19 protein-coding genes are annotated in these 14,268 nt (G+C 70.1%); all 19 read right to left on the reverse strand.

What is annotated here, in order from left to right:
* Positions 1–6: 6 nt before the first annotated feature.
* The 19 genes from OG309_RS25255 to OG309_RS25345 all read right to left on the reverse strand — a co-directional run bounded on the left by OG309_RS25255 (position 7) and on the right by OG309_RS25345 (position 14,194).
* Positions 7–2,637 carry a phage tail protein gene (locus tag OG309_RS25255; protein WP_329423982.1) on the reverse strand — a complete coding sequence of 877 codons (2,631 nt, stop codon included), beginning with the start codon at positions 2,635–2,637 and terminating at the stop codon, positions 7–9.
* Between the two features lie 147 nt (positions 2,638–2,784).
* Positions 2,785–3,237 (reverse strand): hypothetical protein, encoded by a 453-nt coding sequence (locus OG309_RS25260; protein WP_329423984.1) that lies wholly within the window; start codon positions 3,235–3,237, stop codon positions 2,785–2,787.
* Complete coding sequence (locus OG309_RS25265; RefSeq protein ID WP_329423986.1) at positions 3,234–3,713, reverse strand: phage tail tube protein; 480 nt, start codon at positions 3,711–3,713, stop codon at positions 3,234–3,236. Before OG309_RS25265 ends, OG309_RS25260 begins: the two co-directional genes overlap by 4 nt.
* Before the next feature lie 63 nt (positions 3,714–3,776).
* Complete coding sequence (locus OG309_RS25270) at positions 3,777–4,214, reverse strand: minor capsid protein (RefSeq protein ID WP_329423987.1); 438 nt, start codon at positions 4,212–4,214, stop codon at positions 3,777–3,779.
* Positions 4,204–4,563: a hypothetical protein gene (locus OG309_RS25275; protein ID WP_329423989.1), complete on the reverse strand. Its 360-nt coding sequence runs from the start codon at positions 4,561–4,563 to the stop codon at positions 4,204–4,206. Before OG309_RS25275 ends, OG309_RS25270 begins: the two co-directional genes overlap by 11 nt.
* Positions 4,560–4,880, reverse strand: coding sequence for a hypothetical protein (locus tag OG309_RS25280; RefSeq protein WP_329423990.1), 321 nt, complete (start codon positions 4,878–4,880; stop codon positions 4,560–4,562). The genes OG309_RS25275 and OG309_RS25280 overlap by 4 nt, the downstream gene beginning before the upstream one ends.
* On the reverse strand, positions 4,874–5,293 hold the full coding sequence (locus OG309_RS25285) for a hypothetical protein (protein ID WP_329423993.1): 420 nt from the start codon (positions 5,291–5,293) through the stop codon (positions 4,874–4,876). The genes OG309_RS25280 and OG309_RS25285 overlap by 7 nt, the downstream gene beginning before the upstream one ends.
* A 14-nt stretch (positions 5,294–5,307) precedes the next feature.
* On the reverse strand, positions 5,308–5,817 hold the full coding sequence (locus OG309_RS25290; RefSeq protein ID WP_329423994.1) for a hypothetical protein: 510 nt from the start codon (positions 5,815–5,817) through the stop codon (positions 5,308–5,310).
* The gene (locus OG309_RS25295; protein WP_329423996.1) at positions 5,801–6,094 is read right to left on the reverse strand and encodes a hypothetical protein; all 294 of its coding nucleotides are present in this window, start codon (positions 6,092–6,094) and stop codon (positions 5,801–5,803) included. Before OG309_RS25295 ends, OG309_RS25290 begins: the two co-directional genes overlap by 17 nt.
* Positions 6,091–7,299 (reverse strand): SU10 major capsid protein, encoded by a 1,209-nt coding sequence (locus OG309_RS25300; protein WP_329423998.1) that lies wholly within the window; start codon positions 7,297–7,299, stop codon positions 6,091–6,093. Before OG309_RS25300 ends, OG309_RS25295 begins: the two co-directional genes overlap by 4 nt.
* A gap of 9 nt (positions 7,300–7,308) precedes the next feature.
* Positions 7,309–8,025: a hypothetical protein gene (locus tag OG309_RS25305; RefSeq protein ID WP_329424000.1), complete on the reverse strand. Its 717-nt coding sequence runs from the start codon at positions 8,023–8,025 to the stop codon at positions 7,309–7,311.
* Positions 8,026–8,080: 55 nt separating this feature from the next.
* Positions 8,081–9,199, reverse strand: coding sequence for a phage minor capsid protein (locus OG309_RS25310; RefSeq protein WP_329424002.1), 1,119 nt, complete (start codon positions 9,197–9,199; stop codon positions 8,081–8,083).
* On the reverse strand, positions 9,159–10,748 hold the full coding sequence (locus OG309_RS25315) for a capsid protein (protein ID WP_329424004.1): 1,590 nt from the start codon (positions 10,746–10,748) through the stop codon (positions 9,159–9,161). Before OG309_RS25315 ends, OG309_RS25310 begins: the two co-directional genes overlap by 41 nt.
* Positions 10,748–10,897 (reverse strand): hypothetical protein, encoded by a 150-nt coding sequence (locus tag OG309_RS25320; RefSeq protein WP_329424005.1) that lies wholly within the window; start codon positions 10,895–10,897, stop codon positions 10,748–10,750. Before OG309_RS25320 ends, OG309_RS25315 begins: the two co-directional genes overlap by 1 nt.
* Positions 10,894–12,168, reverse strand: coding sequence for a PBSX family phage terminase large subunit (locus OG309_RS25325; RefSeq protein ID WP_329424007.1), 1,275 nt, complete (start codon positions 12,166–12,168; stop codon positions 10,894–10,896). The genes OG309_RS25320 and OG309_RS25325 overlap by 4 nt, the downstream gene beginning before the upstream one ends.
* Entirely contained in the window at positions 12,155–12,697 is a 543-nt protein-coding gene (locus OG309_RS25330) for a hypothetical protein (RefSeq protein ID WP_329424008.1), read from the reverse strand. The genes OG309_RS25325 and OG309_RS25330 overlap by 14 nt, the downstream gene beginning before the upstream one ends.
* Before the next feature lie 10 nt (positions 12,698–12,707).
* Positions 12,708–12,869, reverse strand: coding sequence for a hypothetical protein (locus OG309_RS25335; protein ID WP_329424010.1), 162 nt, complete (start codon positions 12,867–12,869; stop codon positions 12,708–12,710).
* A gap of 248 nt (positions 12,870–13,117) precedes the next feature.
* Positions 13,118–13,753 carry a DUF4352 domain-containing protein gene (locus OG309_RS25340; RefSeq protein WP_329424011.1) on the reverse strand — a complete coding sequence of 212 codons (636 nt, stop codon included), beginning with the start codon at positions 13,751–13,753 and terminating at the stop codon, positions 13,118–13,120.
* 141 nt (positions 13,754–13,894) lie between these two features.
* Complete coding sequence (locus tag OG309_RS25345; protein ID WP_329424013.1) at positions 13,895–14,194, reverse strand: hypothetical protein; 300 nt, start codon at positions 14,192–14,194, stop codon at positions 13,895–13,897.
* Between the last annotated feature and the right edge of the window lie 74 nt (positions 14,195–14,268).

A 14,268-nucleotide genomic window follows, 5' to 3' on the forward strand; every position in this document is an offset into this window, starting at 1 on the left:
TACCTCCTATCTCTGGCCGAAGGCCACTTGCACGTTGCCGAAGCCGCTCACCTGGACGATGTCGCTGATGACGTCCTTCAGGCCTGGGCCCCTGAGCTCGATGACGATCGGCTGCGAAGCCGCCCCGCCGGCCGCCGCGCCGCCGTAGGCGCCCACGTCCATTGCCGTGCCCGGCAGAGATGTGGTCACGGCCGCCAGCTGCCGCTGCAACAGCGGCACTTGCGCGGCGATGCCTCGCTGGAATCCCTCGATCACCGACCGGCCAGCCGGGGTGAGGATCGTTGCGTCCCTCTCTGCGGGCCCCTTCCAGTCCGGCAGCGACGCGGTGATGCCGCCGAGGGTGGACTGGAGGGGGGAGACCATGGACCGGACGCCGTTGATGAAGCCCCTGATCAGGTTCTGGCCTGCGTTGTAGAGCAGGCTGCCGAGGTCGCCGAAGGCGCGCCGGATGCGGTCCGGCATGGTCTGGAACCAGCGGACCGCTTCGCCGACCTTCTGGGACACCGAGCGGGCCAGGTTCTGGCCCATCTCGTTGGCCCGCTGGGACACCCAGTCGCGGAGCTGTACGAGCGCCGCCGTGCCGCGGTCCCGCATGCGGGTGAGGTTGGCGATGAAGTCGTCGGCGACGTTGCGGACGAGGGTCTTGACGTGCTCCCAAGCGCCGGAGAAGTCGCCGGACAGCAGCGCTCCTAGGGCCGAGACTGCGGGAATGACGTACCGGGTGATGAAGTCCGCCAGCCCTGTCAGTGCGCCGCCGGTGAGCTCTGCCATCCCCCTGATCAGGGGCTCGATGACCGGCAGGAGGTCGGTCAGCAGCGCCGTGCCGAGACTGATGACCTTGACGATCAGTGGGGTCGCCGCGACGAGGAGATCCGCGAGCGCGACACCCAGCTCGGCCAGGCTCGGCGTGAGGTCGATCAGCGCCTGCGTGAGGAGCGGGAAGACCTCCTTGCTCATGTCGGTGAACGCAGGCAACAGGGCCGGCAGCACATCCTCGGCCAGGGCCTGAAGGATCGGCATGAGCAGCTGGCCGGCCGCGTCGGCGAACGCGGCGATGAACGGCGCGATGGCCTCGACCGTGTCACCGAGGGCGGCGAACAGCGGTGTGAGCGCGGGCAGCAGCTCGACGATCAGGTCGGCGACGAGGTCGACGAGCGGGAGGGCCGCCAGCACAATCTTGCCGATCACGTCCGCGAGCTCGACGAGGACCGGCGACAGCTTGTCGGCGATCCTCAAGAGGCCGTCGCCGAGGTGGCGGACAAGTTCTCGCACCGGCGGCCCGAGCTTCTCGAAGATCCTGCCGACGGTCTTCAGCAGGGACACGAGGATCGGGCCGACGGCCTTCCCAAGCTCCGACATGACGCCGAAGATGGCCTTCAGGCCGCCCTGGATCTCGGGGGAAGCGAAAGCCTTGGCGAGCTGGCCCGAGATCTCTTTCAGGACGCCGATGAATCCGCCGCCGGACACCTCGGCTGCGCCGAAGACCGACCCGATGATCTTGAAGACGTTCCCGGCCACCGTCGCAAGGTCACCGATCAGATCGATTGCCTTCTCGATCGCCTTCTCCAGGGCACCTGACCTGAACGCGCGCGTGAACTGCTCCGAGAAGCGGTCGACCGCCTTCCCAGCTGCCTTCGTCAGACGATCGAACGCAGGCGCAGCCGCGGCGCCAATCTGCCCCAGCGCCGTCACCACACGGCCAGGCACGTGCTCCAGGTTCTGCAGACCATCGTTGGCGCCCTGGATTGCCCGGCCGAGAGCGCCGCTCGACGCCAGATCCACCGCCGCAGCCGCCGCGCCCTTGGCCATCCGGTTCAGGCTCAATGCGGCCTTCTCCAGGCCCGTCCGCACTACCGGCAAAGCCGTACGGCCCAGGCTGCGAAGGGACGCGTCCAGGCCCTCGAACAGCTTGTTCTGCACGCTCTGCTGGACCTTCCGGAGCTCCGGCGCAAGGGCCTTGATCTCCTGGGCGAAGGCGCGGGCGTTCGGCGACAGCTTGGCGAGCGCCTTCTCGAACTCGGCAGCCTTCTCCGGGTCCAGCGCCGCCGTGACCGCGTCCTCGACACCGATCATGCCGAGCTTCAGCGCTCCGGCCGCCAGGCGGACCGCGATCAGTCCCGACACGGCCACCGCTGCCGCCGGCGCCATGCCCTGCACAGCCGCCACCAGACCGGCCGCCAGCGGCACCGCGGCACCGATCGCGGCCCCGACCTTCCCGACCGACGCGGCCACCCCGAGGAACCCGGAGGCCACCTTGCCCAGCCGGTCGAAGTTCAGCCGCTGCCACGCCGCCCGCGCCTCGCCGAAGGCCTCACGGAACGAGCTGCCCAGCGATCGCGCCCCCGCCTGCACGCGGGCGAGGCGGGCCCGCAGCGTGCGCGACTGCGCGTCCGCGACGCTGCTGTAGACGGTCGTGATGCGGGTACCCTCGCGCTCCGCGTCGCTGAAGGAGTCGGCGAGGGCCCGGCCCATGATCGAGGTGTCCCGGACGAACCGGCCCCGGATGTCCCGCAGTCGGCCGTTAACGTCGACCCGGAACCCCTCCATACGCAGCTGGCTCCGGGCCAGGTTCCGCTCGAAGTCGCTGCCGTCGGCGCGGATGTAGCCGACGAGGTCGCCGATCGTGAGCGCCGACATCCGGGGCCTCCTTCACAGGTCACAGGTCTTGGAGGGCGGCCCGGATCTCGTTGGGGTCGTCGACGATGGCGATCTCCTCGCCAGCCACCTGCCGGAACACCGACTCCGGAGAGAGGCCGTTGAGGAGGACCCAGAACCGGCGGGTGCTCAGCCGCGTGATCTCGCGGGGGCCGAGGCGGTACTCGCGGGCGAAGTCCGCTTCGACCGCCCACCAGTGGCCCGTGACTGCTCTCTGCGCGCGGCTCGGTTCTGGGGCTGGACCAGGGCTTTTCCCGGATCGTCGCTCATGATCGCGGCGTAGGCGTCCTGGAAGGTGAAGTCCCGCTGCCCGCCCGCCTGAGCCATGCCCCACGTGAGGATGGTCATCAGGCCGATGGTGCCGATACCGGCCTCGATCCACTGGTCGAGCACAGTCTCACCGAACAGCGCGGTGACCAGGTCCTCCACGTCCTCCTGGGCGGAGGAAGTGGACAGGTCGGCCAGGCGCTGCTCGAACCCGAACGGCACGTCGGTCGGGACGCGGACCGTGACGCCCTCGATGGTCTCGGTGCGGTCGCCGAAGACCTCGCGCTTGAAGTCGTCCCAGGAGGAGTTGGTCACGAGATCGCCACCGACGTAGACGGGCCGGAGCGCGTCACGGTGCAGGACCACGACACCTTGTCGTTGTTGCCGCCGCCCTGGTCGCCGAGCTGGAACGTGGCCTGCGCCCACACGGTCCAGTTGGTGGCGCCGGGCCCGGCGAACCGGAAGCCGACGACGGAGTCGTTGCCGAGGCGGGCGGCCTGGAGCTCGGCCAGGCTCATGGCCGGGTCGAGGGCGCCGGTGGCCGGGTCGACGAGGCGGAAGCCCTCCAGGGTGAGGGACATGCCCTCCTGCATGTTCTGTGTCTCGGCCCGGCCGTTGCTGCCGAAGGTGGTGGTGTCGGTGGCCTCGTACTCGAAGCTGCGGGTGAAGGTGTTGATGCCGCCCTCGCCCGAGCCGTTGAGCGCCGTGCGGAACTCGGTCCACACGCCGGGGTTGAGGAAGTCCTCGATCTGGAAGCGGACGTCCCTCGCGTTGTACTTGCGGGGTGCCATGTCTCCTCCTGGGCATGACGAACAGCCCACCGCCGAGGGGCGCGGGCTGAGGGGTGGGGTGGGTTACGGGCGGTGCGCGGTCGGCAGGTAGGTCTCCATACGGAAGTTCGCTACGTGCTCGTGCCGGCCGTTGTCGTCGACGCCCATCGATGCGGGCGCGCCCTGGATGCAGACGGACAGGATCAGTTCGGTGCCATCAGGCAGCGTGACGGGCCCGAGGCCGTGGAGCTGGGACCGGATGCGTGCGCACCGGCGGCGAGAGACACGCGGGTCCGTCGTCCCGCGCACGCGGACTTGGACGCGGGGCTCGTCGTACGGGAGCAGGGAATCCGGCTCGACCCGGTCGTCGTAGACGGTGAGGACGACGGCCTCGTCCGGGCCCGACGGCATGAACTCCAGGAAGCAGGTGTCATCCACGCCGCCGCCGCTGGTGTAGGTAACCAGGCCGCGGTCCGCCAGGAAGCGGGCGAGGCCGTCGAGGAAGTCGGGCTCATCGGCCACTGATCCACCTCCGCAGGTTCACCTGCATCAGCCGTAGGACGACGTCCCGCTCCCTGTTCATGGGGATTTCCAGGTACTTGGCCATACGGCCCGGGGCGTGCTTGTAGTCGAGGCGCTCGTGTTGGACGACGGCGTACACCGTGTCGAAGGTGACAGCGCCGTTCAGGCCGTCGCGGACGACCCGGCCGGACCGTTCGAGGGTGCCCTCGTCGAGAGGGACGATCTTCCGGGCCTCGAACAGCACGTGCTCCAAGCCCTTCTGGAGCCCCTCCCCGGCGATACGGCGGCCGCGGGTGGTCCACTGGCGGCGGGCGTTCCCCGGGCGGAAGCGCGTGTACTGGGGGCTCACAGCAGCTGCACCTCCACATGGTCCGGGGTGGGCATGCCGCCGCCCGAGCGGTCGAGGCGGGCGATCACCCGGGCCACCCGACCGTCGGGCAGTGTCACGCGGGACTCCGCCGGGCACACCAGGCCCGGCCGGGCGTAGAACGTGCTGGTGGACGTGACCTCCTGGCCGGTCTGGTCCCGCACCACGCGGGTCTGCTCGTCCACGAAGCACTTCACCGTCGCCGCCGGCCCGTATCTGGGGCCCACCGACGTGCGCCCCAGGTACGGCTCGACGGTCACGGTGTGCCCGAGCATGAACGCCGGGATCGGCGTCAGCATGTGCTCACCGCCCCCACCCACAGAATGTCCGGCGTGAGGTCCGGGGCGCGGAGCGCGTCCCACACTGCCGGGGCGATCTGGCGGCCCGGAGCATCGTCGCCGGACGTCGCGGTCACGGACCGGCTGAGCTTGGCGGAGCCGATCTCCACCGAGCCCCAGCCGACCCCGGCCGCGCCGGTGACGTCGCCGACCTCGACACCCCACTCGACTTGCGCACACACCGCGTTGGCGTACGCAGCAGCCACGATCGTGTTGGAGGGGAGGCCTGCGTTGTCGACGTCGTACCGGCACAGCCGGAACACCTGCGCGTCCAGGAACGCCGAGGCGCGGCGCAGCCGAACGTCGATGTCCGTCGGCCCGGTGTCGCCGGTGTATTCCTGGTACTGGGAGGAGGTCGCGTAGACCCTGGCCACGACGACCACCTCCCTCAGGCGCTCGCGCCGACGATGATGATGTCGTAGGTGACGCTGGTGCCCGCACCGGAGTTGGCGACCTTCAGCAGGTCACCCGTACCGGCAGTGACGGGGTACGCCGTCGCATCGCCGGTCGCGCAGATCACCTTCGCCTCGCCCGGTCGGACCGCCAGAGTGTGCGTGGCCGCACCGAATGGGCCCACCCAGGTGTTGGTTGCGGCGCCGCCGACGATCACGTTGTTCGCGTTCCCTGCGGCCGCCGCCACAATCAGCAGCTTGACCCGCGCGAACGTGATGGCCTGCCCGAAAACGTCCGTGAGGACGCCCGCAAGGTCGAGATCCTCAGTTGCCGACGCGGCCAGCGTCCGCGTGTCGTGGAACCGAAGGTCGGCCTTCCCGATACCGGTACCGGTATCCAGGTGGAGACCGCGGTTCCACGACAGGGAGTCGGACGGGACAGTCAGGTCGGCTGTTCTCGTCAGCAGGCCAGATACCGAGATGCCGAAGTCACTGGTCAGAGGCATCGTTTCCACCTCCGTAGGCGCTGATCAGGTCGTCCTTCGTAGACTTCTCCGCCTCAGCCTGCTCGGCGCCCTGGCCAACTGCCCAGGCCACCCAGTCGGCCTTCGCGGCGGACTTGGCCGGCGGCCCGGCCGGCGCGGGCGGCTCCTCGGCCACCGCGCGCCAGCCGGACGCCGGGTCGGACGCCAGAGCGGCGTACGCGTCGGCCTCGGGGCTTCCCGGGACCGGGCGCACGCGCTCGGCGAAGTGCGGGCCGCTGGCCCTCACGTACTCGGTCACAGCGCGAGCCCGTTCATGACGGCGTGCGCGCGCTCGTTGCCGTACTCCAGGCCGATCTCGCCGTACAGCTGGACTTCGTCGGACGCGCCGGTCTTGGCCAGGGCCTCCTCGAAGAACACGCCCTTGCCCGGGACGTTGAGGAAGACCGGGCGGAGCTGCTCCAGGGAGCAGACGATGACCGTGTCCTGCGGGACGTGGCGGTCCATCATGATGCCGAGGCGGCCGAAGTCCGTCTCGATGGTGTCGACGGAGACACCGCCGACGTTCCGGTTCCCCTCGGTGATCATCACCGACTTGCCGTACGCGTCGGCGTACGCCTTCGTGATCGCCCGCTTCTGCGAGGAGTTCACGATCAGGGTGGCGGTGGCCTGCTGCGAGATGCCGCCGTTGTCGTAGGCGAGCTGCAGCAGGTTGTCGATGTCCGTGGTGGTGGTCGCGGTGCCGGTCGGCTTCACGTAGGAGATGCCGGTTGCCGTGCCGAGGGTGATCGCCGCGCCGCCCGAGGACGCGGACACCTTGAAGGTGTTCGCGTCGATCTGGTCGACGTAGTAGGTGCGCCCGGCGACGATGCCCGTCGCGGTGGACGTGTCCCGGAACACGATGCGGTCGCCGTCGACCAGGCCGTGGCCCGTCGAGGTGATCGTGTCGGTCGCGGAGGTGGCGCCGGTGACGGCGGCCGCCTTCGAGATCCGGTTGGTGGTGACCGCCGCGAGCAGGCCCCTCGTCTTGCGGGCGGTGGCGTTCGTGGTCGGGTTGGCGTACTGGCCGTTGACGAAGGACCAGTTCACGTCCAGGGCGATGGACTTCAGCTCCTGGGCGACCTGCCAGTCCAGCTCGGATGTCACCGGGTTGGAGCCGTCGACGCCCCGGTACGGGGCGCTGGACGGGGTGGCCAGCATGCCGTTCGCGGCCTGCTTGGTGTACGAGACCGACACCTTCGACTGGTGGATCTGGGCGACGTTCCGCACGTTCGCGCGGACACGAGCGACGCCCGTCGGGGCGGTCGCTCCCTCGACCTGGGTGTTCTGACCCGGGTCGCGCAGGTCGTAGGTCTGCCACTCGAACTCCACGCCAGACGTCATGCCGCCGCCGGTCAGACCGCCGATGGCGGAGAGCAGCGGCGTGTCCGCCGGGGTCAGCGAGAACAGCTCGTTGGCGTAGTTCGGGAGGTTGAACGTGGTGCCCATTCCGGTGATGCCGGCCATGGTGGCTCCTTAGGAACGCGCGGCCTTCTGCCGCTTGAGGGAGATCACCCGAGACCAGTCGTTGGCGGCCTGGGCTTCGGCGATCTGCTTGTCGATGGAGGGCTGGTCTCCGGATCCGCCGGAGCCGCCGAGGTCGCCGCCGGAGCGGCCGGGCCCGCGCGGGGCGAGCTTGGAGAGCTTCTTGACCGCGGCGGTGATGCCGTCGGTGTCGACCTCGCCGTCCTTCCCGACGAAGCGGGTGGTGTCGATGAGTTCGGCAGCCTCGCCGAGGTCGATGCCGGCGCGAGCGACGGCCGTCTCGAACTGGGCGGCGGCCAGCTTGGCGCCGTACTCGGCGGCGGCGGCCGTGCGGCCTGCCTTCTCCGCTGCGGCGACGGCCTTCTCCTGGTCGCTCATCTGCGAGGCCTTGAGCGTGGCGAGTTCGTCGACCGCGCTCTTGTTCTCCTTGGCGCGCTTCTCCCACTGGCGGGCGAGCGCCTTCCAGTCCGTGTCGTCCCCGTGGGCTCCGGACGGCTGTCCGCTCTGCTCGCCAGCGGGCGGCGTCGCAGGAGCGGGGGGCTGTCCGGACGGGTCCGGGTTACCGGCGGGGGGCTGTCCGGATGCGGATCCGGCGGCGCCCTCGTCGCTGCCACCCGCGATGACGTAGATCGGCTGGCCGTTGCGGCGGTGTCCGATCACGGTCCCGGCGGGGTGCGTGGCGTACGGGTGCTGGAAAGGGGTGTGCATCGTGATCTCCCGTTTCGGGTGTGCCCTGAGGCCGTGCGGCCGGTGGGGCGGGTGTTCAGCGCGCTGAGCTGATCTGCTCGCGCGCGGACTTGCGGCGCAGGGCCGAGTGCGCGTCCACGTGGGCGCTCTGGGCGGCCTGCCACTTCCGCACGAAGGCCCCGGCCCGGCGCCGTGCGGCGTCGTCCATGGCGGCGGCCTGGACGCGTTTCCAACGGCGGATGTTCCGCTCGATCTGCCGTTGCCGCTGGGTGTCCTCGTACGACGTTCCGGGGGTCGCGTGGTGCGGCGGCCGCGTCGTGATGCCGGGCAGGTACGCCCCGAGGCTGTGACGGCAATTCGGGTGGAAGAGGCCGGCGGCCCGGGCCTCAACGAGGCTGCCAGCGACGTGCACGGCGACCGTGCCCCGGCCGTCGGCGCGCGGCTCGCGGACCGTGTGCGGGCCCGACGTGCCGCCGAGAGAAAGGATCTCGCCCTCCCACGGCCGGCACAGCGGGCACTCCAACGGAGCGTCCGACACAATCACGAGGCCGACGCGGATCTCTGCGAGGGCGTCGATGTGCCCCTCGACCGCCGCGCGCGCCGTCACGCTGCGCACGGCCATCTCCGCGTAGGACGCCATGTCCCAGCGGCGCCCCGCCGAGTCTGTGAAGCCAGTGATGCCCTGGGCCGCGAACTGATCCAGCGCCCGCTGGGAGGCCTGTCGGCGGGTCATGCCGGTGAGGAGCTGGGTGCCTGAGGCGCGGCCGACGATCCGCCGGTAGATGTCGACGACGGCCCGGGTGATCCGTACGTATAGCGGCCGGGTGTCGTCGGCGAGCGAGGCGGCGAGCCGGTCGACCGCCGGGGCGTTCGGGACCCTGTCGCGGGCGACGAGCTCCCGGCCGATGTCCAGCGCCCCCAGCTCGGCCACAGCCGCCTGACGGCCCCGGTTGTACGCCTCGACCAGGGCCCGGCGTACCGCGCCGCTGGTGTCAGCCTGGAGCGCCTCGGCGACGGCCTCCACGGCGGCGCGGAGGTTGCCGATGGACGCGAGCTTCAGCTCGGCCCACCGCGGCGACTCGATGTCCGCTTCCAGGGCCGCCGCGAGACGCTCCAGGAGCGCGGCCTCGGCGTCCCGGTACAGGGCGCCTACCTCACGGGCGAGATCCTCCGCCATCGCTGGGGAAACCGGCACCAGGGGCCCCCTCTGCTCCGGTCAGGGTCGGGTCAGCAGTCGGCCCCATGGCGTTCTCACCGAGAATCGCCTCGACCTCGGCCTTGACCTGCTTGTCGTCCCAGTCGGGGTGCATGAGCCGCACCTTGGTGTCGGTCGACGCCGCAACCGCCCGGTTCAGCAGCTCTACCGTGGCGGCGAGCTCCCCACTGGACTCACTGATCGAGTCCTCGAACTCGACCTTCGGCGGCTCGCTGACGTCGAGGCCCTGGACTCCGAACCGGGGTCCTGCCTCAACTGCAAGGAGGGCGCCGGTGATGTCCGAGATGGCCGGGATTCCGTAGAGCGACTTCTTGGCCCGGGTCATCAGGGTCCGGCGCTGCCGGGCCCGAATCTCTGTGGCGGTCACCGCGCTGCCCTCGCCGGTTTCACCGAACGTGGCGGCGGAGTAGCCGGACTGGTGAGCCGCCTGCTCAACGAGCGCCGAGCACGACTCGCGGTGCTCGGCGACGCGGATCGCGAACTGGACAGGGGTGATCGGGTTGGGGTCACCCGCGCGCGGGAGCATGTTCAGGCCCGCGTAGACCTCTCGGTCCTCGTTCCATGCCGCGCCCTGGCCGGGGCCCTGGGACTGGAGGAGGGCGTCGGCGACGACGATGCGGCCCTTGCCGAGGCGGATGTCCCGCATCCACGACGACCACGCCTCGTCAAGGGCGTCGAGGATGCCCTCGATGCCCTGGAAGTCGGACTGCCCCCAGTACGCAGCGGACGGGATGTGACGCCAGCTGCGGGCCGGCCGGACGTTCGGCATGTACGAGGCGGTGAGGTGATCGGGCGCGCCGGTATCCAGGCCGCCGTTCGCGTCGACCTCGGCCGCGAGCGGAGCCGTGGCCGGGTGGTCCTGGAGCGGCCGGGCGGCGCCGAGCGACGTCGCTGAACCCTCGTAGAGGCCGTGGTAGATCCGGCCCTTCTCGTGGCGTTCCAGGTGCCGGAACACCCGGCGGCCGGTCGGGTCCTCCGGGTCTGCCAGGACGGTCCAGAAAGTGACTGCGACGAGCTTGCCGTATCGAAACTCGGGGACGGCCCGGTCGGCGGCGACGGTGTCGATCCACGGCCGGTCCGAGACCTCCTCGTCCCACACCACGCGGTAGTAGGCGCCGCCAAGGGCCGCGCACAGCTCGCCAGACTCCAGCAGCGTCGGGTGCAGGCCGTTCTCGACGAGGTCGTCGAGCCGGGCCTGGGTGGTGTCGTCGTCGCTGATCAGCTTCGGCGGCTCCGAGAACAGCAGACCGGACGAGGTCCGGGCGATGTCCCCGGCCAGCGGGATGTGCAACTTCGTACGCCGCTCTCCGGCCGGGGTCGGCGTACCCCACCAAGTGCGCGCGATCCACCCGCGGACGCCACCGGCGTACTGGGCGGGCCGGTTGGGGGTGCCGATGGCGCCGCGGTTGGTGTAGCGCTGCTCCAGGCGGTCGGGTTCGGCGGAGTACCAGGCGTCCCAGTCGGCGAGGTCGGATTGGACGATCGGGTCGATCGGCGGCCAGGTCATGTCGCTGGTGGGCAGGGGCATCAGGCGCGCTCCTTCTCCATCAGCAGATTGGCGATAGCCAGCCATGAGCAGGCGAGTTGGTCGAGGCGCTCCATGAGCGCGAGGTTGGTCTCGGTCTCGGCGGCCTGAAGCAGCCGCATGGCGTTCTGGATGGCCTCGTCGACGGTCATGCGGCCACCTCCAGGGTCGGGATGTGTGGCCGCCACAGGGCCTCGGTCGTGCGGACGCCGTAGCGAAGCGCGTCGCAGGAGTGGTCTTCGAGCTTGATCGGCTTGTCCTCGCCCTTCTCCGCCGCCTCGTCGTCCCACGAGTAGCCGGGAAGCTCCTCGATCAGGCCGGCGGCGGACTCGTGGACGTAGAGCCGGTTCGAGGCGAAGAGTGTGGAGACGGTGCGGATGCCGTCGAGGACGCTGTTGTCGGCGGGGTTGACGCCGGTGACACCGTCGCGGTGGAGCTGCTCGATGTACGAGGCGGCTGACGGGTCGACGATCGTCCACTCTGGTCGTACGCCGACCACGTTGCTGCCCGGGTGCGGCACGGCCTGCAGCCATGCCCGGCGGGCTGCGGAGTATTCGGCGTCGGTCTTCTTCCGGCGCTCCGCCCGTGAGTCCCAGCGGTACTCGGACGCCACGTATAGGTTCATGTCCGTGCCGAGCCCGATCAGCAGGTCGGCGTACGGGTTGGTCGTGCCGTAGTCGATCGCGTCGCACAACCAGCGGGACATGGGTGGCAGCGTCTTCACGATGTGCCGTGTGTCGTCGAAGGCCTCGTAGATCGCGCCCTCGGCTTGGACCCAGTGGCCGAGGATGTTCCGTCGGTAGAACAGGCCGGTGTACGTCGCCTTTAGGGCAGCGACATAGTCGGCGGGGAGGAACGGGTTGTCGTCGAGGGTGAAGTGCCAGGACCGCAGGCGGGTCGCCTCCGCACGCTTCATGTACTCGCGGCGCGCCCAGTGCCCGGGGTTGTCAGGGTTTGTGGTCGTGAAGATCTGCGCGCCTTCGACGGAGCAGCGGGCGACGAGCTGGTCGAAGAAGGTGCGGGGGAGGGTGGTCAGCTCGTCGACGTACGCGCCAGCGCAGGTCATGCCGCGGACCTTCGGTTCGGCCTTCGCGTCGTTCGCGCCGAGGATGTGCACGGCGCGGCCCATGATGATGGCCATGGGGGCGCCGTTGTTGGCGACGGTCTGGCTTGCGAGGGGCCCGAAGATGTCCGGGTTGGTGAGCGGGGCGATGACGTTGCGGTAGAGGCTGTCGCGGGTGCGGCCGACCATGACGAGTTCGCCGCCGGTGGGGGCGTTGGCGACGTAGATCAGCCAGCGGAGCAGTGACGCGATCGTCTTCCCGGACCGGACTGAGCCCTCCCACAGGTTGATGCGGGAGGTCGACTGGACGATGGACAGGATCTGCTTGCGGGACAGCGGGAGGGCGTCAAGGAGACTCACCTTCCGCCTCCCCGCTGGCGGCGTCCTCCGCCTGGATCTGCTGCGCCACCTCCGCCAGGCCCTGGAACAGCTTGCCGACCATGGAGCGGGCCTCTGCGGCGCCGCTGTCGGCGGCGGGCGGGACGAGGCGCACGGACTGGGCGGCGGCGTTGGTGGCGGCGGCCATCAGGGCGCGCTTGTCAGCGGCGAGCGGCTCGTCGATGACGGCGCTGTTGTAGGTGTGGTCCTTGCCGCCGAAGGAGTGGATCGTGGCCTCCTCCCAGACCTGCTCGGACAGGCGGAGGGCGTCGTCCATGAGGGCGTCGGCGAGGATGGCGCGCTTCTCGGCGAGCTGGGCGACCCGGTGGCGGGTGGCCTCTTCGGCCATGGTGGTGTCGAATTCGAGGCCGAGGCGCGCGGCGATGACGGACACGGTGCGCTGCCCGCGGCCGATGCGGCGCGCGATCTCGTTGCGGCCGAGGCCCTGGCCGTGGAGCTCGCGGACCTTCTCCTCGTCGGCTTCGGTGACGCGGGCGTGTTGTCCTCCCACGGTGCACCTCCTACGCGGGTTCGGGGCCGATGTTCTCCAGGCGGAGGCGCCACGGGTACAGGGTGTGGGCGTACACCTTGCCGGGGTTGGTGCCCTGGTGGGCGAGGACGACGGTGACCTTGCCGGTGCCGTCGATGTCGCCAGCGCCGACGGTGAAGAACTCGGCGCTCATGTAGGGCCTGCGGGACGGTGCCGGTCACGGTCACGGTGGGGGTGCCGTCGGGGAAGGACATGGGCACCTCCGGGCATGAGAAAGGCCCCGACACGGGGGAGGGTCGGGGCCTGCTGTCTCCGAGGGGTCTCTGCCCCGCTGAGCGGGAGGGTCCAGTTGCCTGGTCCTGACTGATCCTCGGCAGTTGGTTCCGGGCACGCCGGAAGCGCCTTCAATGTAGACGAGACGGCTCGTCTCCCGCAAGCGGTTCAGTGCACGTCGCCGCGGACGCCCTCGCCGAACAGGCCGTCGGTGTACGTCACGTACGCCGGGGTGAACTTGCCCTTCCCCGTGATGACGCCCGTGGCCTTTTCCCCGCGTGCGAGCTTCATGAGGTCCATCTGGTTCTCGTCCTCGCCGAGTTCGGCCTGGTGCTTCGCGCCGGTGCTGTCGGTGATCGTGAAGTACAGCGGGTTGGTGCTGATCGGCTTCTCGGCGCTCACGTTGGTGATGGTCACGGTGACGCTCGTGTACGCGCCGCCGTCGTGGAGGACGCTCGGCGCGAACGAGGTCTTCCTCGCCGTGACCGTGACCGGCGCCTTCTCGGCGGGCTCCTCGGCCGGCGGCGCCGCGCTGCTCTTCGTAGGCGCGGGCGCCGCGGACCGGGTGGACTTCGGACCGGCCTTGTCGTCGCTGCTGCCGCTGCTCACCATGGCGCCGACGACGCCGAGGATGACCAGCAGGCCGAAGATCGAGCCCAGGACGATCGCGACGATCGCACCAGCCCCGAGACCCTTCTTCGGCGGCGGAGGCCCGTACGGTCCGCCGGGGTAGGGCTGGGCGGACGGCGGCCCCCACTGCTGGCCGTGCTGGGGCTGCTGGGGCGGGTACGGCGGCTGCGTCACGGTGTCCTCGCTACTGCTGGTGATGCTGTGGCGGAAGCGTGAACGTATCGTGCGCGCGGCACCGCGGGGAGGGATATGCGGAATCGGGACACGCGAAAGCCCGCCGGGCGCTGTTCCGGCGGGCTTCGGTTGTGTAGCAGTTCAGCTGAGCTTGTTCTTGTGGGCGGACCAGTGGAGCACCGCGACGGTGGCGTCCTGGGGCAAGCCAGCACGCTCCTTGGCCGCCTTGAGGATCGTGACCATCAGGTCCTGGCGCGTGGTGCCCGGGATGGGGTCGATGAGCCCGTCGAAGGTGAGGGTGCGCAGGGTCTGGTCGACGGTCATCGTCACTCGGGTGGTGCCAGGTACTACGCCGACCTGGTGCCCGGTTTCCTTGCTCCATTGAATGGTCATGAGGCAGTGCATCTGCGGCAGGGGCTTGGACTTCTTCTTGTCGGTCACGGGGGCATCCTGTCGTGGTGTGTGCTGTTGAGGGAAGTCAGTGGCCGCAGTGGGGCTTGGTCCACCATGCACAG

The organism is Streptomyces sp. NBC_01268 (genome assembly GCF_036240795.1).
Lineage (GTDB): Bacteria > Actinomycetota > Actinomycetes > Streptomycetales > Streptomycetaceae > Streptomyces.

Bases quoted from the DNA above. Each gene is read 5' to 3' on its own strand.
- OG309_RS25315 (WP_329424004.1), bottom strand. From the start codon at position 10,748: ATGCCCCTGCCCACCAGCGACATGACCTGGCCGCCGATCGACCCGATC.
- OG309_RS25280 (WP_329423990.1), bottom strand. From the start codon at position 4,880: ATGCTGACGCCGATCCCGGCGTTCATGCTCGGGCACACCGTGACCGTC.
- OG309_RS25265 (WP_329423986.1), bottom strand. From the start codon at position 3,713: ATGGCACCCCGCAAGTACAACGCGAGGGACGTCCGCTTCCAGATCGAG.
- OG309_RS25255 (WP_329423982.1), bottom strand. From the start codon at position 2,637: ATGTCGGCGCTCACGATCGGCGACCTCGTCGGCTACATCCGCGCCGAC.
- OG309_RS25300 (WP_329423998.1), bottom strand. From the start codon at position 7,299: ATGGCCGGCATCACCGGAATGGGCACCACGTTCAACCTCCCGAACTAC.
- OG309_RS25305 (WP_329424000.1), bottom strand. From the start codon at position 8,025: ATGCACACCCCTTTCCAGCACCCGTACGCCACGCACCCCGCCGGGACC.
- OG309_RS25290 (WP_329423994.1), bottom strand. From the start codon at position 5,817: ATGCCTCTGACCAGTGACTTCGGCATCTCGGTATCTGGCCTGCTGACG.
- OG309_RS25320 (WP_329424005.1), bottom strand. From the start codon at position 10,897: ATGACCGTCGACGAGGCCATCCAGAACGCCATGCGGCTGCTTCAGGCC.
- OG309_RS25335 (WP_329424010.1), bottom strand. From the start codon at position 12,869: ATGAGCGCCGAGTTCTTCACCGTCGGCGCTGGCGACATCGACGGCACC.